At 70.9% G+C, this 24,632-nt stretch carries 33 protein-coding genes; 32 read left to right on the top strand and 1 reads right to left on the bottom strand.

All coding sequences use genetic code 11. The features are described 5' to 3' along the window. The first annotated feature begins 653 nt into the window (after window positions 1–653). From ACFWI4_RS10160 to ACFWI4_RS10315, 32 genes are all read left to right on the top strand, one after another. Window positions 654–1,028, top strand: a complete 375-nt coding sequence (locus tag ACFWI4_RS10160) for a hypothetical protein (RefSeq protein WP_387193178.1) — start codon at window positions 654–656, stop codon at window positions 1,026–1,028. 72 nt (window positions 1,029–1,100) lie between these two features. Then, window positions 1,101–1,649, top strand: coding sequence for a hypothetical protein (locus ACFWI4_RS10165; RefSeq protein WP_387193181.1), 549 nt, complete (start codon window positions 1,101–1,103; stop codon window positions 1,647–1,649). Window positions 1,650–1,763: 114 nt separating this feature from the next. Continuing rightward, on the top strand, window positions 1,764–2,768 hold the full coding sequence (locus ACFWI4_RS10170) for a DUF932 domain-containing protein (RefSeq protein WP_387193183.1): 1,005 nt from the start codon (window positions 1,764–1,766) through the stop codon (window positions 2,766–2,768). 270 nt (window positions 2,769–3,038) lie between these two features. Then, window positions 3,039–3,527, top strand: coding sequence for a hypothetical protein (locus tag ACFWI4_RS10175; RefSeq protein WP_387193186.1), 489 nt, complete (start codon window positions 3,039–3,041; stop codon window positions 3,525–3,527). Further along, the gene (locus ACFWI4_RS10180) at window positions 3,520–4,248 is read left to right on the top strand and encodes a hypothetical protein (RefSeq protein ID WP_387193189.1); all 729 of its coding nucleotides are present in this window, start codon (window positions 3,520–3,522) and stop codon (window positions 4,246–4,248) included. The genes ACFWI4_RS10175 and ACFWI4_RS10180 overlap by 8 nt, the downstream gene beginning before the upstream one ends. Window positions 4,249–4,397: 149 nt before the next feature. Further along, entirely contained in the window at window positions 4,398–4,730 is a 333-nt protein-coding gene (locus ACFWI4_RS10185; RefSeq protein WP_387193192.1) for a hypothetical protein, read from the top strand. 97 nt (window positions 4,731–4,827) lie between these two features. Beyond that, a complete protein-coding gene (locus tag ACFWI4_RS10190) occupies window positions 4,828–5,661 on the top strand; it encodes a hypothetical protein (protein ID WP_387193195.1) in 834 nt (277 codons plus the stop codon). A 450-nt stretch (window positions 5,662–6,111) separates the two neighbouring features. Then, entirely contained in the window at window positions 6,112–6,846 is a 735-nt protein-coding gene (locus ACFWI4_RS10195) for a PP2C family protein-serine/threonine phosphatase (RefSeq protein WP_387193200.1), read from the top strand. Between the two features lie 146 nt (window positions 6,847–6,992). Further along, window positions 6,993–7,307 carry a hypothetical protein gene (locus tag ACFWI4_RS10200; protein ID WP_387193203.1) on the top strand — a complete coding sequence of 105 codons (315 nt, stop codon included), beginning with the start codon at window positions 6,993–6,995 and terminating at the stop codon, window positions 7,305–7,307. 53 nt (window positions 7,308–7,360) lie between these two features. Next, complete coding sequence (locus ACFWI4_RS10205; protein WP_387193206.1) at window positions 7,361–7,654, top strand: hypothetical protein; 294 nt, start codon at window positions 7,361–7,363, stop codon at window positions 7,652–7,654. Between the two features lie 65 nt (window positions 7,655–7,719). Further along, window positions 7,720–8,325 (top strand): hypothetical protein, encoded by a 606-nt coding sequence (locus ACFWI4_RS10210; protein WP_387193209.1) that lies wholly within the window; start codon window positions 7,720–7,722, stop codon window positions 8,323–8,325. A gap of 95 nt (window positions 8,326–8,420) precedes the next feature. Then, the gene (locus ACFWI4_RS10215) at window positions 8,421–8,765 is read left to right on the top strand and encodes a hypothetical protein (RefSeq protein WP_387193212.1); all 345 of its coding nucleotides are present in this window, start codon (window positions 8,421–8,423) and stop codon (window positions 8,763–8,765) included. A gap of 169 nt (window positions 8,766–8,934) precedes the next feature. Then, window positions 8,935–9,384, top strand: coding sequence for a hypothetical protein (locus tag ACFWI4_RS10220; protein WP_387193215.1), 450 nt, complete (start codon window positions 8,935–8,937; stop codon window positions 9,382–9,384). Window positions 9,385–9,479: 95 nt separating this feature from the next. Continuing rightward, window positions 9,480–9,668: a hypothetical protein gene (locus ACFWI4_RS10225; protein ID WP_387193218.1), complete on the top strand. Its 189-nt coding sequence runs from the start codon at window positions 9,480–9,482 to the stop codon at window positions 9,666–9,668. Between the two features lie 154 nt (window positions 9,669–9,822). Next, window positions 9,823–10,005, top strand: a complete 183-nt coding sequence (locus tag ACFWI4_RS10230) for a hypothetical protein (protein ID WP_387193221.1) — start codon at window positions 9,823–9,825, stop codon at window positions 10,003–10,005. A gap of 20 nt (window positions 10,006–10,025) precedes the next feature. Continuing rightward, window positions 10,026–10,793: a hypothetical protein gene (locus ACFWI4_RS10235; RefSeq protein WP_387193224.1), complete on the top strand. Its 768-nt coding sequence runs from the start codon at window positions 10,026–10,028 to the stop codon at window positions 10,791–10,793. Between the two features lie 75 nt (window positions 10,794–10,868). Further along, the gene (locus tag ACFWI4_RS10240; RefSeq protein ID WP_387193227.1) at window positions 10,869–11,936 is read left to right on the top strand and encodes a hypothetical protein; all 1,068 of its coding nucleotides are present in this window, start codon (window positions 10,869–10,871) and stop codon (window positions 11,934–11,936) included. A 139-nt stretch (window positions 11,937–12,075) separates the two neighbouring features. Beyond that, on the top strand, window positions 12,076–12,561 hold the full coding sequence (locus tag ACFWI4_RS10245; protein WP_387193230.1) for a hypothetical protein: 486 nt from the start codon (window positions 12,076–12,078) through the stop codon (window positions 12,559–12,561). A gap of 50 nt (window positions 12,562–12,611) precedes the next feature. Further along, window positions 12,612–13,112: a hypothetical protein gene (locus ACFWI4_RS10250; RefSeq protein ID WP_387193233.1), complete on the top strand. Its 501-nt coding sequence runs from the start codon at window positions 12,612–12,614 to the stop codon at window positions 13,110–13,112. Window positions 13,113–13,201: 89 nt separating this feature from the next. Continuing rightward, complete coding sequence (locus ACFWI4_RS10255) at window positions 13,202–13,531, top strand: hypothetical protein (RefSeq protein ID WP_387193236.1); 330 nt, start codon at window positions 13,202–13,204, stop codon at window positions 13,529–13,531. Window positions 13,532–13,698: 167 nt separating this feature from the next. Further along, the gene (locus ACFWI4_RS10260) at window positions 13,699–15,201 is read left to right on the top strand and encodes a ParB/RepB/Spo0J family partition protein (protein WP_387193239.1); all 1,503 of its coding nucleotides are present in this window, start codon (window positions 13,699–13,701) and stop codon (window positions 15,199–15,201) included. 83 nt (window positions 15,202–15,284) lie between these two features. Next, a complete protein-coding gene (locus ACFWI4_RS10265; RefSeq protein WP_387193242.1) occupies window positions 15,285–15,611 on the top strand; it encodes a hypothetical protein in 327 nt (108 codons plus the stop codon). Window positions 15,612–15,740: 129 nt separating this feature from the next. Then, window positions 15,741–16,124 carry a hypothetical protein gene (locus ACFWI4_RS10270; protein WP_387193245.1) on the top strand — a complete coding sequence of 128 codons (384 nt, stop codon included), beginning with the start codon at window positions 15,741–15,743 and terminating at the stop codon, window positions 16,122–16,124. A 149-nt stretch (window positions 16,125–16,273) separates the two neighbouring features. After that, window positions 16,274–16,786, top strand: a complete 513-nt coding sequence (locus ACFWI4_RS10275; RefSeq protein WP_387193248.1) for a hypothetical protein — start codon at window positions 16,274–16,276, stop codon at window positions 16,784–16,786. Continuing rightward, the gene (locus ACFWI4_RS10280; RefSeq protein WP_387193251.1) at window positions 16,783–17,703 is read left to right on the top strand and encodes a hypothetical protein; all 921 of its coding nucleotides are present in this window, start codon (window positions 16,783–16,785) and stop codon (window positions 17,701–17,703) included. The genes ACFWI4_RS10275 and ACFWI4_RS10280 overlap by 4 nt, the downstream gene beginning before the upstream one ends. A 289-nt stretch (window positions 17,704–17,992) precedes the next feature. Then, on the top strand, window positions 17,993–19,090 hold the full coding sequence (locus tag ACFWI4_RS10285; RefSeq protein WP_387193254.1) for a phosphoadenosine phosphosulfate reductase family protein: 1,098 nt from the start codon (window positions 17,993–17,995) through the stop codon (window positions 19,088–19,090). Window positions 19,091–19,227: 137 nt separating this feature from the next. After that, window positions 19,228–20,187 (top strand): hypothetical protein, encoded by a 960-nt coding sequence (locus ACFWI4_RS10290; RefSeq protein ID WP_387193257.1) that lies wholly within the window; start codon window positions 19,228–19,230, stop codon window positions 20,185–20,187. A 44-nt stretch (window positions 20,188–20,231) separates the two neighbouring features. Further along, entirely contained in the window at window positions 20,232–20,735 is a 504-nt protein-coding gene (locus ACFWI4_RS10295; RefSeq protein WP_387193260.1) for a single-stranded DNA-binding protein, read from the top strand. Window positions 20,736–20,796: 61 nt separating this feature from the next. Next, window positions 20,797–21,633: a DNA-processing protein DprA gene (locus ACFWI4_RS10300; RefSeq protein WP_387193263.1), complete on the top strand. Its 837-nt coding sequence runs from the start codon at window positions 20,797–20,799 to the stop codon at window positions 21,631–21,633. A 22-nt stretch (window positions 21,634–21,655) separates the two neighbouring features. Next, the gene (locus ACFWI4_RS10305) at window positions 21,656–22,261 is read left to right on the top strand and encodes a hypothetical protein (protein WP_387193266.1); all 606 of its coding nucleotides are present in this window, start codon (window positions 21,656–21,658) and stop codon (window positions 22,259–22,261) included. A 10-nt stretch (window positions 22,262–22,271) separates the two neighbouring features. Further along, window positions 22,272–23,498: a hypothetical protein gene (locus ACFWI4_RS10310; RefSeq protein WP_387193269.1), complete on the top strand. Its 1,227-nt coding sequence runs from the start codon at window positions 22,272–22,274 to the stop codon at window positions 23,496–23,498. 45 nt (window positions 23,499–23,543) lie between these two features. After that, the gene (locus ACFWI4_RS10315; protein ID WP_387193273.1) at window positions 23,544–24,227 is read left to right on the top strand and encodes a hypothetical protein; all 684 of its coding nucleotides are present in this window, start codon (window positions 23,544–23,546) and stop codon (window positions 24,225–24,227) included. Window positions 24,228–24,303: 76 nt separating this feature from the next. On the opposite strand, the gene ACFWI4_RS10320 is transcribed toward ACFWI4_RS10315, so the two are convergent. Then, entirely contained in the window at window positions 24,304–24,561 is a 258-nt protein-coding gene (locus ACFWI4_RS10320) for a helix-turn-helix domain-containing protein (protein WP_387193276.1), read from the bottom strand. Window positions 24,562–24,632: the final 71 nt, after the last annotated feature.

Here is a 24,632-nt window from a genome sequence, read left to right on the forward strand (position 1 = left end):
TCCGGCGGTGGTTTATGAATTCGCCCTCCGGGCGGAATTCATAAACCTGCGTGCCTCCGGCACGAATTGACGGAGAGTGAGGAATTCTCCGAATTCCTGGAGAGGGAGATAGAGTTGGGAGACGGATTCCGTGGGGAGAGAACTCCACGGAATCCGGGGAGGGTTGGTCCCTCCGGGCCCAACCCCGCCGGACCGGCGCACGGGTGAGGGGCAGTCAGGTGAGGGTGAGAGGAGCTGTGGGCGCCCTCCGGGCACCCAGCCACCCCCTGCGGCCCAGGCGCCCCCAGACGGGCGCCTGACCCACTCTCACCCGCACGCCCGGACCAACCGCCGAAAGCCCCTCCCCCGAAGCGACCCCGTCCCGTTGTGCCCGCCCGCCATTCAAGGGCGGGCACAACGGGACGGGGGAGCTGAGGGGATGTCACACCCCCCACCACTCCGAAAACCCCCTCTGTGCAGAGGCTTTCAGGCGCTTCACTCGACGGACTACAACAGCAAGCGCAACAGCGAGCGCAACAGGCAGCGCAACAACAGACGCAGCAACAAAAGCGCGAGGGGGGTGGCAATCGCGCGCTGTCGCCACTATTATTCAGGTGTGGGGGCAAGGCGAGCCACCACACAGTCACCAAGCCACGCTCACCGAAGGGGAAACCGTGGAAATCAGGATCAGCGGCGGAATCGTACGGCGCACGTTCGGAGGCATCGACGCCCCCATGACGCCCGTTGCAATTCAGGCTCGCACTATCGCAAACCTGCTGCCGCTCATGTGCCAGCGGCTCGGCGCAACGATCGTCCACAACGACGATGACCGGTACACCGGAATTCGGTTCGACACCAAGGCCGGGGCCGTTGTTCTGGAAATGCCCAAGGCCAATGAGTCTTACCGTCTGGTTCACGAATTCATTGCGCCGGACCCGACGACGGGACGCGTCGGCAAGGTGATCTACCAGATTCCCCAGCTCTACAACGCAAATGGAATCGCCCTGATGGCGTCCGAATTCCTGCGCTCGCGTGGATTCCTCGCATAGCAGCACCGCACCGGGGCGCCCGCCGGGCGCCCCGGTATCGGCCGGACAAAGAATCCACGACAAGGAGTGGCAATGGACGAGACCCAGATGGGTGCGGCGGAACTCCAGGGCGAGCCGTATTCAGAGCTAGAGCTAGACCAATCAGCGCACGCGCTCCAGCAGTTGGCCCGAAGCAGTCGCGACCCCGAAGCGTTGCGAGTGCCAGCGCGCTACCTGGAAGTGGTGCGCCCGTTCTTCCGGCTGGGATGGGCGACCGGCGTGCGGAACGGGCACACGGGCCCAGCGCTGGCCCGTGTGCCCGTCGACAGCGAGACCGTCAACGCCGCATTCGTCACTCTCATGACGGACGTCACGGCGGACAGGCTTGCGCTGGAGACGGCGCGGCGGCTACCGAGCGACAGCCCGGCGCTGTGGCAACAGGTCACCTATCACGGCAGCCTGACGCGCATGCACGGCAACTACTGGGTAGTGGGGATGCACATCTACAGTCACGCACTCGGGCATGAGCCGGAAGTGCGGTACGACCTGGGGCGGGAAATCGGCTCCGCCGCCGTCCCGTTGGTCACGAAGGTGCGGCGCGAGAGCGTGACCCCTCATGGGGAGTTCCACCGACACTCATAGTCGCAGGTCAGAGGCAGGGTTCACAGCAAGCAGAAGGCCACTATTATTTGAGGTGTCGGGGGCGGTGGCTCCGCCCCCCGACACCGACAACGCCAACGAAGGGGCATCACACCGATGGCACACCAGATCGAGCAGTTCAACGACGGCACCGCAGCGTTCGTGTCCGCCCGCGAGAGCGCGTGGCACGGACTGGGCACCGTCACCGCCGGGGCGCTCACCGCCGAGGAGGCCATGGAGAAGGCGTATCTCGCGGGGTGGAACGTTCGCCTCCTGGAGTTGGGGGCGACGGAGCTCACGGAGCAGGGCGCGACCCGCATTGAGGTCGCCGACCACTTCGCGTCGGTCCGCACCAACCCCAAGACCCGCCGCACGGAGACCCTTGGGGTTGTGGGCAGCGACTACCACCCCGTTCAGAACGAGGAGCACGCCGAGTTTCTCAACTTGCTCGCCGACGAGTCCGGCGCGCACTTCGAGACGGCGGGGTCGCTCAAGAACGGCCGCCAGGTGTTCCTCACCATGAAGATGCCGCAGTCCATGGTTCTCAACGGGACCGACGTCACGGACCTGTACATCGCCGCCTTCAACAGCCACGACGGCTCCGCCGCCTTCCGGATCGTCACCACCCCGGTCCGCGTTGTCTGCGCCAACACCCAGCGCGCCGCCATCGCGTCCGCCCGCTCCAGCTTCACCGTGCGGCACACCTCCGGGGCGAAGGCCCGCATCGCGCAGGCCCGTACCGCGCTCGGTCTCTCGTTCAAGTACGCCGAGGAGTTCGAAAACGCCGCACAGCGCATGGTCGAGGCCGAAATGACGCTCGCGGAACTGCGGAACGTCGTCGACGCCATCTGGCCCGTGGCCCCGGGCGACAGCAAGCCGAAGCGCACCAACACCGAACGCCGGTGGGGACAGATCTCTTACCTGTTCCAGCAGGCAGAGACCCAGGCCGGAATCCGGGGCACGCGGTGGGCCGGATACAACGCGCTCACCGAGTACGTGAACCACCAGGCACCGGCCCGAGGCAAGACCGACGCCGACAAGGCCCGCAGCCGCGCCGAGCGCATCATCACCGGCACCGCCGATGACCTGATGGAGAAGGCTTTCAGCCTCACCACGGTCTAGGCGGCACGAACCCCCGTGCGGGCCGGGTGACCCCGACACCCGGCCCGCACGGGCCCCCAGCTCGGAGCGCGCCGCCTCCCATGGGGCGCGCCGGCCCCGGGGCCCGGCCCCCTGCCGCGGAGCGGCAGAACATCGCGTCTGCGGAGCAGTGGGCGCGCTGTAGGAGCGCCGCCGTGGCCGGGCGCGCGCTGTACCGCCCACCGCCCCACCGCCCTCCTCATGCGGCCCCGCTGGCTTTTGCTGTCCCCTCTCGCCAAGGAGTGATCCGCCATGCCCGCACACCCCGGACTCAGCCGCCCGGACGATGCCTCGCTCGGAGCCGCTATGGAGCGCACCTTGTTGGCGTTGGCCGCCGTGTTCGAGGCCATCGGCCCCGGACACCGAATCCTGGACATCGCGAGCCTGCGGACCGATGACGTGCCCCTGTGTCAGACGGTCGAGCTTTTACCGGCAGCGGACATCCAGCTCAGCGGCATTCTCGGCTCAGACGAGTTCTACACGCTGGCCGTGCTGCTCGCGTTCGCGCTGGAGGGCAGCACCGTCACGGGCGCCACGCTCATAGCCACCACCGCCGCCGAGCCGCGCCCCCGCACCTGCGGCTGGACCATACGCAGCGGATGGCTGCACCCCATGGACCCCGCCACCGTCGAAGTCGCTCTCATCCCCTGCCCCGACATACCCGCCGAGGACTGCGACATCTACACGGCCCCCACCCTCCCGGAGCCGCCCGCCACCGACGAGGAGACCGGCCGTGCCTGACACCCCCGCCACCGCGGACCCCGTCGATATCCCCGCCCGTCAGCCGCTGCCCGGAATCCGGCTGATTGCCTACCGGGTCCCGGAGTGGGGCATCGAGGGCCCGTACGTCCACATGGATGCCGCCGACATCCACGCGCGCTACGCCCAGACGGCAGGCCGCGCGGGGGACTTCCCCGCCCGCACCGCCGGGTTCGGCCGCCAGACCGAGGGGCAGGGGCTCAACAACTTCCTGCGCGGCAGCCTCAATTTCTGGTTGATGAGTGAGGCCCGGATGACGGAAGACGGGGTGATCCGCTACCGCCAGACCCGCAACCACTCCACCACCACGTTCGTCCCCGACAAGACGTCCGGTGTCCTGATCAACCGGCCCAACGAGCAGGTGACCGCCCCCGCCTACCGCGTCACCGGGCCGACCGGCGTCACGCAGTTGTGGCGCGCCAGCGTCGTCAGTGAAGCCGTCGCCTACTGCCGCCGCAAACCCGTTGTCGGGTGGCCCGCAGGGTGGGCCCACCTCATGCCCGACGCGTCCGTCCGGTTCAACCGCGGAGGCGACTGGCGCGCCCCGGGCAGCTACACCGCCGAACCGGCCGACGAGCCCGAGTCCTGGGGCGCGCCGTGCGCCGAGTGCGAGAACCGGGAGTCCGAACACGGTCAGTGGTCCCATCCCCGGACCGACCGCACCGGCGGCGCTTGCTGGACCTACACCCGCCCGCAGACGTAACCCCCGACTCCGTGCGCGAGGGACGCACGGCCCCGGCCAGCACGCCACTGGCCGCAGTCTGTCTCCCCGCGCCCGCCCCTCCCCTTCGTCGGGCGCGGGGAGACCAAAACGCAGCCCACACAGCACCGACCACCACTTGAGGAGCCGTCATGCCCACCGCCAACAGGCACACGTTTCACTGGGCACACATGCCGTTCGACGGGGAGGAGGACGAGCCGACCTCCCTCATGGGCACCGTGGCGCAGCAAGTCGTCGCGCTTCTGGGCGACCAGTGGGGCGCCGCCGAGGGCCCGGGGGGTCGCACCGGGCACCTGCGCAACGCGCACCAGGACGTGTTCACCATCGGGGTGTGCGAGGCCGGATGCGTGTTCCTGCGCAACGACGTTTCCGGCGACGTGATGCACCTGCCGCACGTCGACGCGGACAGCAGCGCCGACCAGATCACCGAAGCCGCGCACGAGCACATCGACGAACTGTTCTGACCCCAGCCGCCCCGGTGCGGCCCGGCGCACCTGCCGGGCCGCACCGGCACCGGCTCCGCCCGCTCACCGCGTCGACCACCTCCAGGAGCAGCCGCCCATGAACCCGAGCCTCACCGTCGAGACGCCCGCCGGCGCCGTCCACGCCACCGCACGCCCCCGCGAAGGCGACTCCGTCGTGTTCGATCTTGGGGGTGCGATGCGCGGGACCGTCCACGTCACCGGCACCCACCACGTGCGGCACTGGGACCAGTTCACCGCCGTCCGCGCCTGTCTCGGCCCCCTCAACGCCTTCCAGGACACCGCCCCCGCCGATGCACTGCCGCGGCTCGCCCGCAGCCGCACCGGCTACCGGGGCAGCCTCACCCTCTACCGCGACACCCCCACCGACCGCCCCCAGGCGTCCGTCTATCCGATGGAGTCCGCCGCCGGACACGAACCCTCACCCAGGACTGCGGCGACGCTCACCGCCGTCCTGCGCGCCTGCGCCGAACACGTGGAGCAGCACCCCGACTTCCCCGAGATCCTCACGGCCTCCCGCGAGCGCGACACCCCCGCCCTGCTGCGCTTCCTGACCTGGTCGGCCGACTACCACCGCGGCGCGGCCGCCCGCTTGGAGGACAAGGCCCGCGCCTCCCGGCCCGCGCTCCGCGCAGCCGTGACGGCGTGGTGGACCGTCGCCCGCTGGTTCACCGCCCACCCCTCCCCCGTCCTGCTGCTCATGCTCGCCAACCGGGACGGCTCACTGGCCCGCGACGTCGACGTACAGGCGTGGCTGGGCCCCTACTGCCTCACCGAAGCCGCCGGCGAACACGCCCGCGCCCACAACGCCGAAACCGAAGCCGCCTCCCTACGCGCTCAACAACGCCCCCATCGCACCAACCGCCACCGGCAGACCGTCATGCCCGCCGTCACGCAGTTGGAGAGCGCATGACCGTGTGCTGGCTCATGACGCTCGGGGAGCGGACCCGCCCCGATACCCTCACTGGCCAGGGGGGCGGCCCTCCCTGGACGCTGTGTCCACGGTAACCCCGGTCAGTTCGCAGGTCAGGGAGGGGTTTACACAGCACACAATGCATCTATTATGGATAGTGCGAGAGGGGGTGCCCCGCACCGCCCCCTCTCGCGCCTACCGGGTGGACCACCTCCCGGCACCTGCCGCACGTCGCACCCCGGGTGCGCACGCGGCCAACCCGGCCAGCCGCCACTGGCCGACGACTGCTGTCCTGCGCCCGCACCCCCTTCGGCGAGCGCAGGACAGCAGAGCAACCCCCAGGCGAGCCCCCCGACCCCCGACCCGCTGCCCACCGCACGTGAGAACTGTTCACCAACACGTCCACCGGGCGCCGCCCACGGCCCCCGGCCCAGCTTCCAGGAGATGTCCATGGCCCACGCGTCCGCGCAGCTGATCGGCGACCGTTCCCACCAGTGCGACGCCACCGCCACCTACACGCATGACGGCACCCGCGCGTACGTCCTGTGCGACGGAATCGATTCCAACGACGAGGTGCAGGCCTGGACCCGCACCGCGGCCCGCCGTATCGCCCGGGCCGCCGCGCGGAGCGGTGACGCAGAAGCCGGCCTGCGCGCCGAGTACGACCGGTACGCCGCCGAGCCCGAGCGCAAGAGCCCGTTCGCGGACCTGCCCAGCGCCTGCGCGGTCGTCGCCGTCGCCGCCCCCGGCAAGCCGCTCACCGTCGCATGGTGCGGCGACGTCCGCGCCTACACCCTCACCCCCGGCGGCGAACTCCAGCGCCTCACTGCCGATCACAACATGCGACGCGTCTTCAGCCGCAGCCGCAACGTGGTGACGTCCTACCTGGGAGCCACGGAGTCCGACGATGAGCGCAAGGGCACGTACGGGCACCCGGCGATCGAGTCCGCCACCGGCGCAACGGACGTGTGCCGCCTACTGCTCGCCAGCGACGGCGCCTACGAGCCCCTGGAGGACTCCGCACGCGACCTCACCCACTATCTCGACGGGAGCGCCACGCGGGCCGCCAACACCTTCGTTACCGCCGCCATGGAGCACGCCAGCAGCCACGCCGACAACGCGACGGTCCTGGTCGCCGACCTTCCCGCAGCACCCCAGTCCGCGCACCCGGAACCTGTCGAATAGGTATGCGCAGGTCAGGGCAGGGTTTACACCCACATTAATTCATCTATTATAGATAGTGCGAGCGGGGGCGCCCCCCGCCCCGCCCCCGCTCGCACCGGAATCCGGCATCCCGCCACGACCGCGCCGCGCGCGACCAGGAGGACGAAGTGCCCGACGGACGCCCGTTCTTCGTCATCGGACAGTGGTTGGGGCCCGACCTCACAGTCTGGGACGTCCAGGCAGCACCGGAAGACCCGGGCGCCCTGAACGACACGTTCGAAGAGATCCGCTGGGAGGCCCACGACGCAGACGGCAGCGTCGAAGTCGTCTACGCCGCCAGCGCCGAGGAGGCCGAGGCCACCGCGCGACGCGAGGCGGCGGAGACGGACGAGCGGATCCGCCGGGACCTGAAGCAGCAGCGCGAGAGCCGCAGCCCCGCCACGTCGCGCCGCCGAAGGAGGGTCACCCACCGCTACACGTAGCGCGCAGCGACCGCCAGCCGCACCCGACCACCGGACCGAGGAGCACCCGCGCCGTGGCCACCTTCACTCACATCACGCCCGCGCGCTGCACCCAGCTGGGCAGCGCCCTTACCGCCGCCGGCCTCGCCTGGACGGACAACGGCAACCAGGACCGCCCCGAACTGCTCACCTACACCGTTACCGACCCGCACGGCCGCCGCTGGACCATCGGCCCCGCCACCAGCAACCAGATCGCCCCGTCCCGGCCCGCGAGCCTGTGGCAGGCCGGCTGCGCAGAGCCGTTCCACCACAGCCCCGTCCTGTCCGCCCAGACCGTTGCCGCGCGCATACGCGACTTCCCCGCCTGAGCAGGACCCCGGGAGTACCCCACCGCCCCGTGGGGCCACGAAGCCGAAGGAGCGAACAACCCGTCATGCCGCCAGAGTTGACCACGCAGGAACAGTTCAACACGTTCGCCGACGACGTGGCCAGGGAGCTGGGCACCCACTGCCGTACCGCCCCGGGATACGCCCACATGCTCTCGCGCGACATCGTCGACGACGAGGGGCGCGCGCTGAGTCTGCGCCAGCACGACCCCGCGCAGCCCACCCGGCTCAGGGCCTACGCGGCCCTGCCCGATGACTCCGACATCCAGACCCCGTCGATCGGCGTCACGGCCAGCAGCGCCCGGCATGTGGCCCGGGAGATCACCCGGCGCCTGTACCCGCTGCACGCCGAGGCTTCCCGGCTCGCCGCGGAGCGCACCGCCCGGGCGCAGGCCGAGGCCCGCGACCGTCGCGCCGTGAGCGAAGCAGTGGCCGGGGCCCTGCCCGGAGCGTGCATCGAGGAGAGCCACCGCCGTACCCGGGTTACCTGGCAGCGCCCCGGCCCGCAGCACGGCCACGACGGATCCCATCGGGTCGACAGTGTGTGCGTCACCATCGGAGCGTCGGGAGAGCGAACCAGCGTCGAGGTGTCCGGCCGGCCGAAGCAGATAGTGGCCATGCTTGCAGCCTTCGCCGCCGCATCTGCGGGATAGAAACCGCAGGTCAGAGATAGGGTTCACACCCACAAAGTTTCATCTATTATAGATCTAAGCGGGGCCGGTCGCCCCTCTGCCCATCAGGAGATGCCATGTTGGAATCGCTGCTGCGTGCCCTGCTCCCGCCCGCGATCAGGCTGAGTGCTCGCGCGCTCGCCACGGACGGCAGGCCGCTCCCGCCGACCGCCCGCGACGTATTCGGCCCCGACGCCACGGCGGAGCAGGCCACCGCCTACAACCGGGGTCGCGTGGCCACGGCCACCGCGCTTGCTCTGTACCGCACCGGCCGAAAGCTCGACGAGCTCAGCGACGACGCACTCGACAGCACCGTGCGCGCCCTGAAGTTCCCCTACTCGCGTCCCAGCGAAGAGACACGCGCCGCCATCCGCGCCGCCCTCGGCGTGCTGGAGGCCGATCCGGCCATCACTGTCTTCTGACCTCCGACCGGCGCCCCCTTACGGGCGGCCCCCGCAGACCGCCCGGCGGCAGGACATGCGACCGCGCCCACGGCGCACCGACTCGCTTCCTGCCGCCGGGCCCAGCACCCCCGAACAGGCCGACGCACGACGTCGATTGCACGCCGCACCCGGAACCGGAGGAACCCCTGTGACCGCGACGACGCCCCGCACGCTCACGACCGACGACGTCACGGTCACGACGGACCACGCGGGCCGCCTGTACGCCGTCATCCCCGACGACATCGCCCGCCCGCTCACCGTCGCCTCGCTCAAGGGCATCGACCCCCAGGCGCGCGGTATGTTCTTCGAGTCCGACCCGCACCCGGCCGACTCCTGGGCCGCCACCACCGTGCGCAGCATCTTCGAGGCCCTGCTCGCCTCACCCCTCGCTCACGAGGACGTGCACACCTGGGGACTTGGCCAGTACCGGGAGTTCGGCGGCGGCACCTTCTACGGGTTCATCGTCGGTGAGAGCGGCTGGGACCCCGAGGCCCGTTGGTGGCGCGACCAGGAACGGACCGGCGACCTGTGTGTCCGCGGTACCGCCTCCATCGCGCCCGCATGCCGCCGAGCGTTCGCCGGGACCTGCACCTTCTGACCGCCGTGCCGCCCACGCCCGCGCGCCCACCCACGGGGCGGCCGTCAGCCCGTCCGGGCCGGCTGCCCCGTCCCGCCCCACAGGAGAGCCAGACCGTGAGCGCGACCCCGTCCCCCAACCAGCCCCGCCCGTGGATTCCGTGCGAGGACTTCACGGAGCCCTGTGAGTCCTGCGGCGCGCCCGCCGGGCAGCTGTGCCGACCGCACTGCGACACCGGATACACCGCCGAAGACACGCGGCTGGACAACGAGCGCCGCGAGCAGCAGCGCCCGCCCACCGGCTGAGCCCTTGGACCGTCCACGGCGCGCCAGTCCCGCACGCGCACTGTGGAGGGCCCCGGCCGTCGCCTGCTACGTCGCCGAACTCCTCCGGGCCCGGGCCGAGCCAGCACACCGCCCAGAACGCCTACCGCCCACCTGCCCCAGGAGGGATGCCTCCGTGTTCCCCGAACCCGAGCCCAGCGAACACCTCCACCTGGACCCCCACCCCAGCTGCATCTGCATCCGGCTCACCTGCCGTGGCTCCGTGCTGTCTCCGGGATGCCCCGCGCACGGAATGCTCTCCGGCCGCACCTTCACCTGGCACTACGCCTACGCGTGCCCCAGCCTGCCTCGCCCCTGAGTCCTCCGGAGGGCCCCGTCGTGTCCGACCTCATGCCCCTGCTCGCCGCCGCGGACCTTTCCCGGCTCGCCGACCGCGAAGGCACCTGGTTCGCCACCGGCCGCGGCCGTGTCTTCCTGCGCCGCTACGCCCGGCACGGCGACTTCGTCCGCGCCGCTGTACGGTCCGGCAACGGCCACAACCGCGCCGCCCTGCTCACCTTCCACCCCGCCGCGTACCCGCTCGCCCCGGCGTGGCTGGCCGCCATCGCTGCGGCCGCTCCGGACACCGCCGACCACCGCCCCCCGTCCGCATCCACGGGGTCGGTGCGGCTTCTCGCCCGGATGACCCGGGACCACCGCAACGGCATCCCCAGGCTGCGGGACGGATCGGTCGGCTGGAGCATCCCCGGCGCCGCCGCCCGCGTCTGGCCCAACGGCCGCCTCGAGCTGCGCAGCACCACCGGCCCGGTCCTGGCCGGACAACTGGAGGGCTCGCAGTGGGACCACTTCCAGGTCGCCGCCGTCGCCGACGCCGGCCTGCGCCTGCTGTGTGCGCCAGAGGCCCGCCACATGACCCGTACCGGCCAGCCTTCCGGGTGGCACCGCCCCTACGACCGCCGCGGAAACACCAGCAACGGCCGTGAACGCAAAGGCGGCCAGACGTACGACGGCGCCACCACCGCGTCGTGTTCCTGCGGCTGGACCACGACCTCGCCCTCCCAACTCGGCGCCCGCGCCATAGCCGAGCGGCACCGGCGCGAAGCCACCAGTACGCCGCCCGCGGCCGACCAACCGCCGGACGCGTAGCCGACAGTCCGCACCGCGCCGCCCACCAGGCGCCGGGCCCCGCCATATCTCCGCACCGCCCGAGGAGAGTCCGTCATGATCGCGTGGAGGGTCATCAGCCAGGGCGGCCCGCTGGCCACCGAACTGCGCGCGGAGTTCACCGTGTGCCGCCGCCGCGACCGGACCATCAGCCGCGCACCCTGGACCGACGCCGACCCCGGCGAGGCGTGGGCCGCCTGCGATGCCCCCACGGGATGGAGCGGTTCGATCTCCCTGTCGGCCGACTGGGACCGCCTCCGCATCACCTCCCAGGCCGGAGAGTTCCACGGCACCGAGTGGGAGCTGCGCCGCACCCCCGTCACCATGCTGGTCCTGTCCGCGTGGATCGGCGAGGACGGCACTATCACGGAACTGCCCGAGACCACCCGGGACGCCGCCTGGACCGAAGGGTTCACCGGCGACTGGGACCGGCACGTCCAGCGCGCCGCCCACTGGATCACCTCCGTCCCCGACCCGAAGGACCCGTTCGACTACAGCCGCACCTACCGCTTCCGGGAGGCATCCGACCGTGCCCTCAGCCGCCTGAAACGGTGGGCGTACCAGCAACTCGGTACGACCGGTGTCCCGTTGCAGTGGCACGTGCAGGACCACCGCATCAGCCTCGCCCATGGCCACTACCGCACCCGCGTCGTGCTGAGCGGGTCCGACCACGCCGCCGTGCGTGCCGAGTGGGCCGGCGCCCTGGCCGCCACGCGCGACCAGGTCCTCGCCGAGGACCGGTTCCGCCGGGCCGTCAACGACCGCGGTACCGTCGTCGACGTCGCGAAGATCAAGGCCGGACCCAGCCTGCTGGAAACGCTTCGCCGCCAGATCGCCGCGGACCGCGTCCCGCGCCCGTCCGCGACTCCCTTCAACACATCATCCTGGGTGTCCTGGATCTGCCCGGACACCGGCACCGAACGGCGCGGCGTCGTCGTCGGCGTAACGCGCCGGCGCGGCACGGTCGTGGGCGTGCTGGTCCTGCCCGACGACGGTACAGACGAGATTGAGGCCCACGTCAGCGGAGACGCGGGACGGATCAAGAGCTGCGGACGGATCAAGAAGGGTGAGCCGGGAACAGTTCTGCCCGCGCCGGTTCCCCTGTCTGCGGACAAACCCGCGTAGACGTGCGTGCGTGGAGAGCCACCGAATCAACGGGGTAAAAGCGCAGGTCAGAGGAGGGGTTCACACGACATCAATAGCATCTATTATAGAGACATCGCCAAGGCCTCGCCCATATCGACCACGCAGAAGGGCACCGTTCATGACGCCTCCGGAGCTGGCAGCGCTGCTGTCCCAGCCGACAAGTCCTCTGCTGCGCGAAGCGATCCGCAGCCTCCCCCTGGATTCACTGGAGGCACTCGTCATCGAAAGCCTCACAGCGACGGAAAACGCGCTACAGCACGTCGTCGTCGACCGGGTCGCCGCGTTCGTCGCCGAGCAGGAGGGGGACGCCCCCACGCCTGTGGCCGCCTACTTCACACCGACGGAGCGCCGGGCAGCGGAGGGCCTCACGTGGAGCCCGTTCATCGCGGCGCTCGCCAGCACCGAGGAAGTGCCGGATCTGCGGCACGCCAGCACGCGGGTCGTCAGCGTGCCAGTAGGCGAGTCGGAGCTGACGGATGCCCTGTTCGCCGACCCGGAACTGTCCAAGGCACTGACCCGGCTCGCAGCCATAGACGAGCCCGGCCACCAAGACGTCCTGCGCGTCCACCTGCCCACCCGCCAGGTCACCCGCCTGACGATCTGAACACCCCGCCGCCAAGCGCCCGCGCACCCAGGGAAGGACGACGAGACCGCATGCCCGTTCCACTCATCTGCGACTGGTGCCACGAGGGCCGCTACCAGGTCAGGGCAGCCGACACCTACGCCTGCCAGGCGTGCGGCAACCAGACCACGCGTGCCGCGCTCCCGGTCGGGGACCACGAGCGGCTTGTCACGGTCGCGGGCATCCTTCAGATCCTGGACGTGCCGGACGGCCATCAGGTGATCACCCCCGACCGGCGCTGCTACGCCCCGCATCTGGGTGCCTCCCTGGCTCTCGCGCTGCGCCTGCACCGGGCGCGAGCCACCGTGTTCTCCCGTCCGGAGGAGGCCGAGGCCGCCGAAGACCTTCTGGCACTCCTGGACACCGACGAGTCCGGCCCCTGGGTCCTCTCCCCCCTGCAACTGGGCGCCCTCACCCGCGCCATGGACGTTCGCAGCGCCGCCCTGCCCTCGGCGGCCCGCCAGCATCCCGAGTTCGACACCAAGGTGCGCAAGGCCCACGCCGACAGTCAGCGACTGCCGACCAATGACTGAACCGCAGCGGCTCCGCTCCTTCTGACGCGCACCGACCACAGCACGCCGACGGGAGCAATCCGCCGGCGAGCAGACCCAGGAGACCTCCCTTGCTCCAGCACTCTGTCTACGTCGTCTACGGGGTGGCCATCGAGCCGCCCGAGGACCGTCGGGCCCTTGACTCCGCGCTCGCAGCCCAGCGGCCGGCGGCCGAACTCACGGGCGCAGACTGCGCACACGTCGCCCTGTTCAACGTCGGCGACACCGACCACGTCCTCCTGGGGACCACCCAGAAGTCGCTGGAACCCAACGAGCTACTGCCCGCCTCCGATCTGGCGGCCCAACCGGTCGGCAGGAAAGCGCTGCGGCGCATGGTCGAGGAGCTGGGGCTGACCGTTCTGGTCGGGCCGGACTGGCTGCTCGTGCACGACCTGGACTAAACAGCCGCGGCGCAGCCCGCGGGCATTGAGCAAGATTTTCAGACCCCATTACCGCAGCTCAAAGGGGGTCTAGCCACATTCTCAATAGCATCTATTATAGATGTTGTCACCGGGTGTTCGAGCCCCGCCGCCATCGCAGATGCGGTTCCTGACAAGGAGAGATCCCTATGAGCACAACGCTTTCCCCCGCCCCCGACGCCTCCGTCCAGCAGGAGGGGGACAACCCGCGCATCGAACTACTGGACGCCTCCCTGCTCGTGCGGGACGAGCACAACGCCCGCGAGCACGACACCGAGCCGGACGAGAAGCTGATCACCTCCGTCAAGGAACTCGGCGTCGAGGAGCCCATCAGCGTCCGGCCGAGGGAGGACGGCACCTACGGAGTGTTCAAGGGCTGGCGCCGCGCCCAGGCCGCGCAGATCGCCAACGCGACCGCCGAGCAGGACGGCCGTCCGATCCGCACGGTCAAGGCATTCATCCGTGCCGACCTGGTGGACAGGGACGGGTACACCCGCTTCCTGTCCGTGGTGGAGAACGACCACCGGCAAGAGATGAGCGCCCGCGACACCCTCAAAGCCCAGGAACTCGCTCTCGTCGGCATGGACGACGTCGACCAGGCCAGGGCTGCCCGGGCGATGGGCCTCAAGCGCGAAGCGGTCAAGCACCTTCGCACCGTGCAGAAGCTCGACGACGCGACGCTGCGGCAGGCCACCGCCGGAGGCATGGACCTGGAACAGACCGCCCAGCTCACCGAGGTCGAGGACATCCCCCGGGCCACCCAGCGACTCCTCAAGGCCCTCGCCAAGGACCAGGAAGAGGGCCGGGGCGGGCGCGGGCACTGGGACCAGGAGTTCGCCCTGCTGATGGAGGAGCAGGCCAGCTCCAAGGCCCGCGAGGACGCCGTCGCCGCCCTCAAGGAGTCCAGCGTCACCCTGGTGTCCAGTCTGCCCTACGGGCAGAAGCAGTCGGTCAAGCCGCTGTCGGATCTCACGACTGGTCTCGGGGCCCCGCTCAGCGCCGACAAGCACCACGGCTGCCCGGGCCACTGCGCCACGCTGGACGAGGACAACCAGCCCGTCTGGCACTGCGCGGACCCCTCCGCCCACGGCCACAAGGTCCGCAAGCAGCCCAAGCCTTCCCTCACCGCCGACGAAGCGGAGCGGGCGGCCCAGAAGTCGGCCGAGCGAGCGCAGGTCGTTGCCTGCAACCGGGCATGGAAGGCCGCAGCCGGACCCCGCCAGCAGTTCGTGACGCGTCTGGTGCGCGGCAGGAGTCTGCCGGACGAGGCCCGTCTCTTCGCCCAGGAGGTGCTGCTGGACCTGCCCGGCTTCTACGGCAGGTGGGCCGAGAAGGGCGACACCCAGACCCTGGCGGCCTTCCTGGGGGCGAAGGACGACGAGCGGACCACGCCGTCGGCGCTCGCCGCCGCCTTCCCGAAGGCGCGGCTGGCGAACCTGCTGTTCGCGCAGGTCGCCGCCGCCGTCGAGGCCGACATCCGTGGGCCGAAGGTGTTCGACACCTTCCTGTGGAAGAAGCTGCACCCTCGCCAGGCCGCGTACCTGCTGCTCCTCGAATCGCTCGGGCAGGCCGACAACGGCAGCTACGCCCTCTCCGAGGTCGAGGAACAGGCCGTCGCCGCCCACCGGCCCAAGACGCCGGACGCCGCCTGACCACCGCACGCACCACGGCCGGGGCACCCCGTGCCCCGGCCCGCACCTCACCCGAGCACGACCGATCCCACTGGGAGTTCGTCATGCCCTCACCCACCCCCGCCGACCCCGAAGGCACCACGTTCCAGCGAGACCAGCCCCTCACCATGGCCCATCTGCGCCACCTCGTACGCAAGGACTGGGCGGGAATCCCCGGCCGCACGCTGGTCGTCCTGTCCGGCGACAGCGAAGGCAACCGCCACTCGCCGTTCAGCAGCTTCAGCCGAGCCCGGTACGCCCCCCTCTACGGACACACCGGCGAGGTCTACCCGCTGGAGAGCGAGATGGCCGAGGACAAGGAACTGCGCGAGCTGTTCCCCGAGATCCCCCACACCGCCGTCGCAGCCCTGGTCCTGTACCCGCTCGACTGACCGCCCCTCACCGCCCCGGCGGCTCCCGCGCACCTGCCGGGGACCGGCTGACACCACGCCGCCAACCCCCGGTCGCCAGATCCGGCGCCCGGCCAGCCACCCTCCCCCAGCAGAAGGAGACCCCTACCCATGGCCACCACGCTCGATGAGGTCCGCACGTTCATCCGGGCCCTCCCCGACACCGACACGCTCGCCGCCGTCCAGGAAGCCGCCACGTCGAGGCTGCTCGAACTGGACGCCGCACGGCGCCCGGTCATCACCCCCGGCCGCACCGGAAAGATCAACAGCGGCATCCGACCGGCCGCCCTGCGCAACCTGACCGGCACCGTCCAGCAGCCCAACCGCACCAACACCAGGTTCGACTTCCTCCTCACCGAAGAAGCCACCACCCGGCTGCGCCACCTCCAGGACCCGTACAACCCCCGCTTCAAGATCCCCGAGGACGTGAAGCGCTACCGCCTGAACAAGGTCCCGGCCACATGCATCGAGCTGGACGACCCGACCGACTCCTAGGCACCGCTGGTTCCGGGGGCAGCGCAACGTGCTGCCCCCGGACCCCGGCGCAGCCTCTCCGCACAAACCGCTTCGCCGTCGGCGTGCTGACCCGCCCCGGCCCCTGCACCGCTCCCCAACCGCGCACCCACCGAAGGGACACGTCCCCGATGCATGTCCACCTGCACCGCTCTCAGCGCGACTTCCTGCTCGGCTGCTTCAAGTCGAGCACCCCGTCCGTGCGGGGAGTACCCGCACTGCTCGCCGCCGTGGAGTCCGCCGGCCTGGTCCGTGAGCACTGCCACGTCGAGATGGACGACGAGATGGTGGAAGCCGCCTCCTATCTGTTCCGTTTCGCCGCCCTGCGCAGCGGCCTCCACCGCGCCTTCTCCCGCAACTTCGACGCCGCCAACATCCTCCGGCCCCGCCAGCAGACACCACGACAGCGCCTGCTTGCCGCCCTCGCTGCCGGAGCCGAGATCCGCGAGGTCCGCAGTTACCAGCCCGTCTCGCACCAGCCGCGGCGCGAGGGGGACCGCACCCCCTGGGTCGTCCACGACCCCGGCCTCCGGAAGAGCTTCCGGCTGCCGGACCGTGACGTCCACCCCGTGTGGCCCCTCCAGCCCACCACCTCCGAGCCCTCCGGGGCGCACGGCCCGCTCGCAGACAAGGACCCGTCGTGATCGTTGAACTACTCGACCCGCTCGATGCCGACTCGGTGCTGCGCACCGCGGTGGCACTCTGGGAGGACAAGGAAGGCGAGCCCCTCTCGACTGAACAGCAGCGCGCCGTTCTCCGGGCCAGCCAGGCGATCGCGACAGCCGACGCAGGCACCGTGCTGACGCCCTTCCCCGCCCCGGTCGCCCGGGTCACACTCACACCGACTGCCCAGGTGTGGCTGCTGCGGCGCTGGGACCGCCATGCCGACGACGTCTCGCTCTGGACCGATGAGGATTCCGCCCGCGAAGAGCTGGGCCGTCACGTGCGGGGCAGCTGGCGCAGCTACGCCGGTCAGGGCGGCATGCCAGAGGAGCCGCCCGACGACGACGGTGCGGCTGTACGCCTGTACTACGCGGCGAGCGGCGGCGAGGAGGGCTACAGCATCTACGCAGAGACCCCGGCGGGCCCTGGCCGCCAGCGGCGCGTGCCGCTCGACTACCGCTTCCCGACAGAAGAGCAGTGCCAACGGGCCAACCGGAGCGCGGCGGGAGACGTCGACAACGAACGGCCGTGTTCCCAGGTCGCCGGTGTTCTCACCTTCACCTACCTCGATCCCGTCCGCCGGGCCGTCGTGGTGTCCGTGCATCTCGACGACGCTGCCAGCCAGCTCGTGCGCCCGGACGGCACGGTGCCACTGCATGTCACGGTCGAGGGCACCGTGGTCCTGGACGACAGCGCGGCAGGAGCGCCGTGGGACCCGGTCCTGACCCGGCTCCTGGACGCCGCAACGGAGTCCCAGGGCGAGGCGATCCGCGAGGCTGCGCGCTTCGCCGGGGTCCTGTGGCGATGCGCGACCTGCGAGTGGGACAACCCCCGAGCAGCCACGTCCTGCACCAACACAGAACCCTGCCGTCGTCCCAAGCCGAAGACGGCGCCGTGAACTAGACGCTCCGCGCGGTCGTCCCGGTACGAACTGCCCTCCTCGCCTCGGTCCATCAGGACTCACCGTCGGTGTCCGATACCGCTGCCGGGCCGTGCGCGCGCAGGGTCCCGGCGTTCGGCGGCTCTCTCACGCCCCCACGGCGCACAGGGGACGGCGACGAAGACGACTGACCAGCGCACCGCCGGCGTGGCCCGGCCCTCCTCGCACGTGCCGTTGACCGCCTCTCGGGCGCCGTCGCTCCGCAGCTCACCCGCCCCCGTGCCCGGCAGACGCCTTAGGACGTGCCATGCAGCCCCTTACCCTGTTCGATCTCCCCTCCCTCCAGGACGCGCCGGCACCCGCGGCTGCTGCCCCGGCAGCGCCGACGTCGCGGCGGAAGCGGAAGCGGACGGTGCACGCCTCCGTTCCGTTCGTTCCGAGGGCAACCGAGCCCGACGAACTGCTGAGGGACGCCGACTGGGTTGTCGTCTCCAGTTCGGGCGGCAAGGACAGCCAGGCGATGCTCTCCCATGTCGTCCAGCGGGCGAAGGTACTGGGAGTGCTGGACAAGGTCGTCGTCGTCCATGCGGACCTGGGCCGTGCGGAGTGGGGCGGCACGCGCGAACTCGCCGAGCTGCAAGCGCGTCTGTGCGGGGTCCGCCGGTTCGAGGTGGTCCGCGCGTCGGGCCCCGATCTCCTCGACCGCGTGGAGGTCCGCTTCGGCAAACTCAGGGCGAAGGCGGAGAGGGACGCCCTCAAGGCCGGTGAGGACCCGTCGAAGGCGAGGGTTCCTCCAGCCTGGCCATCGAGTTCGGCCCGCTGGTGCACCAGTGACGTGAAGCGCGGGCCGATCTGGACCCTCTACACGCGGCTGGCCGGCGAGCTCGCGCACCTGGGGCGTCCGGTGCGCATCCTGGCGTGCATCGGACAGCGGGCCGCCGAGAGCGACCAGCGGGCGCAGCTTGCCCCTGTGGAAATCGACCGCACGGCGAGCAACGGCAAACGGCACATCACCACGTGGCGGCCTATCCACGCGTGGAGCGACCGGAAGGTGTGGCGCGAGATCGCCCGTTCACGTCTGCCGTACCACCCGGCGTACGACTGGGGAAACCGGCGTCTGAGCTGCGTGTTGTGCGTCCTGGGGTGCAGCAGCGATCTCGTCAACGGGGCGCGGCGCGTGCCGGAGCTCGCGGCAGCGTATGCGAGGACGGAGGTGGCGGTGGGGGCCGACTTCAAGAAGGGTTTGTCGATGCGGGAGATCATCCGGCGGGCTCGGGTGCTCGACGAGCTGGAGGGTCCTGCCGCACGGCCTCCGATGGGTACGGCGATGGCCGGGCATGTCGGTCGTGCGCTGACCAACAGGTACCGCAGCCGTCAGTCCGTGCTGTACGGGAGGAGTGCCTGATCCCGCCAGAGTGCGTGAACCGGCCTGAGGTTTCGAAGAGTTTGCGCAGGTGGGAGGCGGGGTTCACACCCACCTAAGTGCATCTATTATGGATGTCACCGCAGCCGCTTGCCCCCTCCCGAGAGACGAGAAGACCCGTGCAGCAGATCAGCATCTTCAGTCCGGCCATGAGCCTCGGTCCGCCCAGGCTGCCGAAGGGCCGGACGGACTCCCCCGCGCAACGCGGACGCGCCGACGCCAGGGACCTGGCAGAGCGCGTGTCGCGGGCCTGGCACGCGGAGCGCATGCCGGACGGAATACATCTCCCGGTCGGAGTCGTCGCCTCGCTCGCCCAGCTCGCCGACGAACCCGGGACCGGGGAAACGCTCAGGGAGCTGGCGCCGGAGACACTCTGGCGCCTGCTGGAACGCGTGTGGGCGGTCCGCTGGATCGAGCAGCCGGAACTGGCCGCCTGGGCGGCCCCGTTGCATCAGTGGCTGATGATCCAGCCGTCCCCGGCACAGGCCCGCTCCGCGGCCGCGGTGGCCGTCGCCGCCCTCGACGCCGGGTTACTGCGACTGACCGGCGCCCCGGACCCCCAGGCGCGCCGGGAGGCCGACCCGCTCGGCGCGGTCCTGACGACCTTGCGTAGCAAAGGTGCCCGCCAGGCGAATGCCGAGGAGCACACGCCGTCCGACGTCGCGGAGGTGATGGCGCGGCTGGCGCTGGGGCCGGGTCTGCCCGCTTCGGGGTCACTCTGCGAACCCACGGCCGGCACCGGCGGGTTGATCCGTGCAGCGGCTTCCCACGCGGCGTGGGCCGGGCAAGAGGTGCACGCCTTCGAGTGGGCGATGAACGACGCCGACCCGCTGGCGGCGGCCGGCTGCGCTTCCAACGCCCTCACCTGGGACCTGGGCCCCAACGTCCTGGTGGGCTGCTCGGACGTCCTGGTCACGCCCGAGTGGCCGTCGAGGGCCCGGCTGGAGCGCGCGCAGATCCGTGCGCGGCACGCCAGGGAGGTGGCGGACGCTCGGATGCTCGCAGGCCTGCGCCTGCTCATGGCCGGGCCGGCGCCGACCGCCGGACAGGCCAGCCCGCCCCGGAACAGGGGGGATTGACCCCCGTCACGATGCTTCTATTATGAGTAGTGGAGGTGTTGTTCATGCCCAAGGCGCCCAGTGTCCCGTTCATCGGTACCGTCACCGGCACTCCGCAGACACGGTTCACCGACTCCGGTATCGCCGTCACCCGCTTCCGTTTCACGACCGTGCCCAGCGAATGGGACGCCCAGGCCCGCCAGTGGCGCGACGCGGCACCGATCCACTACATCTGCACCGTCTGGCGGGACCTGGCCCGCAACGCCGCCGAGTCCCTCGTCGACGGCGTGGAGGTCATCGTCCACGGCCGCATCACCGGCGCCAGCGACGGCGACATCCTGGTCAGCGCCGACGAGATCGGGGTGAGCCTGCGCGCCCGGATCGCCTACACCGCCGCCAGCCTCCCGCCCCAGGCCGCCCTGGTGCACGCGCCTCATGTCGCCGCCCCCGCTCCCCCGGCACCGGCCGTCCAGCCCGCCGCCTCCACCGCGCAGCCCGCTCCCGGCCCCGGCCAGCCGCCGCGCTGGTGGGAACAGAAGCGCGCCGAAGGCTGGTCCCGCCACACGTAGGCGTCGCCCGCCCTCGCGTACCGGCCTTCCCACCCCTCCATCCGACCGACGGAGCTCTGTCATGCCCTCATCCGCCCTGTCGGAGCGTGCCGCCCGCGCCGCGCTCTCGGCCAACTTCGCCCCCGAGCAGATCAACGCCGACCTCGCCCAGCACTCCCCTGCCGAGGTGTGGGAGCAGCGCGTCCGCCGGGACAACACCGGCCGCCTCGCCCAGTACCGGCCGGAAGCCGAGCTCTCCAACGCCCAGCTGACGTGCCGCTTCCTCATCCCCTGCGACCCGCAGTGGCCCGCCCGCCTGACCGATCTCGGCCCCGCCACCCCGCTGGGTCTGTGGGCCCGCGGACACGAGCACCTGCCCAAGCTGACCACGAGCACGATCGTCGTGACCGGCAACCGCGCAGCCGGCCCGCAGACCATCGCCCGCGCCCGGGAGTTCGCCGGGGCCCTCGCCGAGACCGGCCACACCGTCGCCGCGAGCCTCGCCTACGGCGTGGACACCGCCGCCCACGAAGCCGCCCTGCTCATCGGACCGACACTCGCCGTCCTGCCCCGCGGCCTGGACCAGGCCCACCCCCACACCCACGCACAGCTCCTGAAGACCATCACCGGCGACGGCGGAGCAGCCGTCAGCCTCTACCGCCCGGGCACCGTGCCCAGCGGCGCAACCCTCCAGGCCAGCGCCCGCCTGCTCGTGGCCCTCGCCCACACCGTGATCCTCATCGAGGCCCTGGACCACTCGCAGGCTCTGCGCACCGCCGAGGCCGCCATCGCCCTCAACCGGAGCCTGCTGGCCGTCCCGTCCGACGGCGCCATCCGCTCCGACGGCAACGCCCGCCTCCTCGACGAACGCCTCGCTCTCCCCTGCCCCACCGCCGCCCGCGCGCTCGAACTCCTCTGATCCCCCCCACTACCAAGCCGCCGTGCCCGGGACACACCGTGTTCCGGGCACGGGCTCCAAGAACAAGGACCCCGCCGTGACCGCCTCCATCACCTGGACCCAGTTCGTCGACGCGACCGCTCGCATCCGCCAGGCCAACAACGACCTGGCCCGCCTGATCGCCGACACCCTCTCCGCGCAGTTCGGCGGCGCTGCCGCCTACCTGGTGCTTCACGAGGCCGAGTCCGCCGACTTCATGGGACTCATCAGCGTGCTCGACGCCGAAGGCTCCTGCCTCTTCGCATTCGGCGACGACCTCGCGACACTGCCCCCGCTGCCGCCAGACTCCCCGCACGCCAGCGCATGGGACGGCCGCGATCCCGCAGAACCCTGGACGGTGTGCAGGGCCGTTCAGGGCCTGTATCAGACGGGAGCGCTCTTCGACCGGCTGCCGCTGGACCGCCTGCCGCAGGCCATCCCCTCCACTGCATGCGATGAGCACTCCTGCCTGCTGCTGTCGACCGCCGCTCGCCCCGACCTCTGGACCTTCGACGAGGCAGACATGGCGCGCCTGGTCCGGCCCTACAGCTCCCCGCGGCCCTCCGCCAGCCCTCCGGTACCGCTCCCGACACCGCCCGCTTCCCGGTGAGGACCTCGTCATGCCGCCCACGCGCACCGCCTACACCCCGGCCCTGCCGGGCCTGACCGCCACCGACGACATCGACACGGTCATCAACTGGGGACTGGGCGCCGACTCCACCGCCTACCTCGCCAAGATGCTCACCGACCCCGCGGGCCACGGCATCGACCTGGACCGCACCGTGGTCCTCTACATGGCCACCGGCAGCGAGTGGCCCGAAACCCGGCTCCTGGCCGAGGAGTTCATGCTGCCGCTGCTGCGCGAGCACGGCGTCAGGTTCGCCCAGCTCGCCCGCAACGGCCACCTCGCCGCCGACGGCATCACCGTCCTCGACGACTCCCGCCACCCCGAACACCTCCACGCCCGCGGGACGTGGACGCTGTGGGACGAGATGGAGTCCGTCGGCACGGTTCCCCAGCAGGCCGGCACTCGCAAATGCAGTCTCCGTGCCAAGGGGGATGTCGGGGACCGGTGGATCGGCGCCGTCATGGGCGGGCGGCCCTTCCGCCAGATCATCGGCTTCAACGCCGATGAAGCCGGACGGTGCCTGAAGGACCAGGCCAACTCCAAGCTCCCCGGCCGCACCGGCGAGTTCCCGCTCGTCGACTGGGGCTGGGGCCGACAGGCCTGCGAGGACTACCTGCTGGAGCGCTTCGGCGTGCACTGGCCCAAGTCGTACTGCACCTTCTGCTGCTTCCCGATCTCGATGGGCTCGCTGCCGGCGCACATGGAGCGGATGCGGACCCACCCCGGCATCGCGGGCGAGGTGCTGCGCCTGGAGTACACGGCGATGAGCCTGAACCCCAACGCCCGGCTGTACGGCAAGAGGAGCCTCCTGGAGCTCTTCGACCCCACCAAGGAACGGGACCGGGCCTGCCTGGAGGCCTTCGAGCGCGAACTCGACATGCCGTGGGCCCTCTACCGCGTCCGACGCCTGTTCCTGCTGTCCGCAGACGGCGGCAACCGTCCGGTCATGCGCTCCACCGAGCGCATCGACCTCGGCCGTCCCCAGCAACTCGCTCACAAGCTGATGCGCGTGTCCCAGCGGCACGGCATCGACGTCGAACGCGACCACCAGTACGGGCGGGCCCGCGCCTGGCTGCGCCCCCGCGGCGCGGCCCGGCCGATGGCGGAGGAGCTCTTCACCACCGCGCCCGCGCACGTGATCGCCAAGCAGGACAAGAACTTCGAGCAGGCGTGGCGGGCCCACCTCGCGGACGCCTCTGCACAGCTGCCCCTCGCCTGACTGCCCCTCCCCCTCACGGTTTCGTCCGGAAGGACTCCCTCATGCGTGCCCGCATGCCCCCTCGCCCTGCCCGACTCCCGTCTGGACCGCGCCGTGCTGTATCTGGCAACGCCCTCCGGTCCTGAGGTCCGGGCCGTCATGCAAGCCGGCCTTCTCGGCTGCATGACGACACCCGCCCAGGGCAACCTGATCCCACCCGGCGCCCGGTACGCCTGCGACAACGGCAAGTTCGGCAAGGGCTGGCCCGGCGCCGACGCCTGGTTCGCATGGCTCACCGCCACCGTCCAGCGCTACGGGCCCGACCTCTGCCTGTGGGCCGTGGCCCCCGACATCCCCATGGACGCCGCAGCCACACTCACTGAATCCCTGCCCTGGCTGGCGCGCATCCGCTCGCTCGGGATACCGGTCGCCTTCGCCGCCCAGGACGGCAGCGAACACGATGGCCTCATCCCCTGGGACGCCATCGACGTGCTGTTCCTCGCAGGCTCCACCCAGTGGAAGACCTCACCGGCCGCCCACCGCCTGGCCCAGCAGGCCCGTGACCGCGGCCTGGCCGTCCACATGGGCCGGGTCAACTCCCGCCGCCGGCTGCGCGTCGCGCAGGCCTTCGGCTGCACCACGGCCGACGGCACCTACCTCGCCTTCGGCCCCGACACCAACCTCCCCCGCCTGCTGGCCTGGATGAACGAACTCCAGGCCAATCCCACCCTCTTCGGAGACGAGCCGTGACCACGCTGACCTCGCCCGGCCCTGCAAGATTCGGTGTCCGCCGGCTTGTTGCGGGTGATTGCGGCGCCGGATCCGGTCAGGGGGCGCCGAGGTCTCGAAAGAGTTCTCCGACGTCAACGCCCAGCGCGTCGGCCAGGGCGAACACCTTGTCCACGGAGACGTTGCGGCGGCCGCCCTCGACGCCCACGTAGAAGACACGGTTCAGACCGGCGGCCTCCGCGAGCTGGGCCTGGGACAGGTCTGCGCGGCCGCGTAGTTCCTTCAGCCGGCGGCCCAGGGCTTCACGGCGCGCCAAGACGGCGGGGTCGGCTGTGTCAGCGGGCTCGTTCGGCATGGGCAAACGGTATCCGACCAACCATGCGTTGCCTATAAGCGACATGAGATGTAGCTTATAGGCGACATCGA

The sequence above is a fragment of the Streptomyces sp. NPDC127038 genome (genome assembly GCF_042725875.1).
Taxonomy (GTDB): domain Bacteria; phylum Actinomycetota; class Actinomycetes; order Streptomycetales; family Streptomycetaceae; genus Streptomyces.

Bases quoted from the DNA above. Each gene is read 5' to 3' on its own strand.
- ACFWI4_RS10165 (WP_387193181.1), top strand. From the start codon at position 1,101: ATGGACGAGACCCAGATGGGTGCGGCGGAACTCCAGGGCGAGCCGTAT.
- ACFWI4_RS10170 (WP_387193183.1), top strand. From the start codon at position 1,764: ATGGCACACCAGATCGAGCAGTTCAACGACGGCACCGCAGCGTTCGTG.
- ACFWI4_RS10175 (WP_387193186.1), top strand. From the start codon at position 3,039: ATGCCCGCACACCCCGGACTCAGCCGCCCGGACGATGCCTCGCTCGGA.
- ACFWI4_RS10185 (WP_387193192.1), top strand. From the start codon at position 4,398: ATGCCCACCGCCAACAGGCACACGTTTCACTGGGCACACATGCCGTTC.
- ACFWI4_RS10190 (WP_387193195.1), top strand. From the start codon at position 4,828: ATGAACCCGAGCCTCACCGTCGAGACGCCCGCCGGCGCCGTCCACGCC.
- ACFWI4_RS10195 (WP_387193200.1), top strand. From the start codon at position 6,112: ATGGCCCACGCGTCCGCGCAGCTGATCGGCGACCGTTCCCACCAGTGC.
- ACFWI4_RS10210 (WP_387193209.1), top strand. From the start codon at position 7,720: ATGCCGCCAGAGTTGACCACGCAGGAACAGTTCAACACGTTCGCCGAC.
- ACFWI4_RS10215 (WP_387193212.1), top strand. From the start codon at position 8,421: ATGTTGGAATCGCTGCTGCGTGCCCTGCTCCCGCCCGCGATCAGGCTG.
- ACFWI4_RS10240 (WP_387193227.1), top strand. From the start codon at position 10,869: ATGATCGCGTGGAGGGTCATCAGCCAGGGCGGCCCGCTGGCCACCGAA.
- ACFWI4_RS10245 (WP_387193230.1), top strand. From the start codon at position 12,076: ATGACGCCTCCGGAGCTGGCAGCGCTGCTGTCCCAGCCGACAAGTCCT.
- ACFWI4_RS10250 (WP_387193233.1), top strand. From the start codon at position 12,612: ATGCCCGTTCCACTCATCTGCGACTGGTGCCACGAGGGCCGCTACCAG.
- ACFWI4_RS10260 (WP_387193239.1), top strand. From the start codon at position 13,699: ATGAGCACAACGCTTTCCCCCGCCCCCGACGCCTCCGTCCAGCAGGAG.
- ACFWI4_RS10265 (WP_387193242.1), top strand. From the start codon at position 15,285: ATGCCCTCACCCACCCCCGCCGACCCCGAAGGCACCACGTTCCAGCGA.
- ACFWI4_RS10270 (WP_387193245.1), top strand. From the start codon at position 15,741: ATGGCCACCACGCTCGATGAGGTCCGCACGTTCATCCGGGCCCTCCCC.
- ACFWI4_RS10275 (WP_387193248.1), top strand. From the start codon at position 16,274: ATGCATGTCCACCTGCACCGCTCTCAGCGCGACTTCCTGCTCGGCTGC.
- ACFWI4_RS10285 (WP_387193254.1), top strand. From the start codon at position 17,993: ATGCAGCCCCTTACCCTGTTCGATCTCCCCTCCCTCCAGGACGCGCCG.
- ACFWI4_RS10295 (WP_387193260.1), top strand. From the start codon at position 20,232: ATGCCCAAGGCGCCCAGTGTCCCGTTCATCGGTACCGTCACCGGCACT.
- ACFWI4_RS10300 (WP_387193263.1), top strand. From the start codon at position 20,797: ATGCCCTCATCCGCCCTGTCGGAGCGTGCCGCCCGCGCCGCGCTCTCG.
- ACFWI4_RS10310 (WP_387193269.1), top strand. From the start codon at position 22,272: ATGCCGCCCACGCGCACCGCCTACACCCCGGCCCTGCCGGGCCTGACC.
- ACFWI4_RS10320 (WP_387193276.1), bottom strand. From the start codon at position 24,561: ATGCCGAACGAGCCCGCTGACACAGCCGACCCCGCCGTCTTGGCGCGC.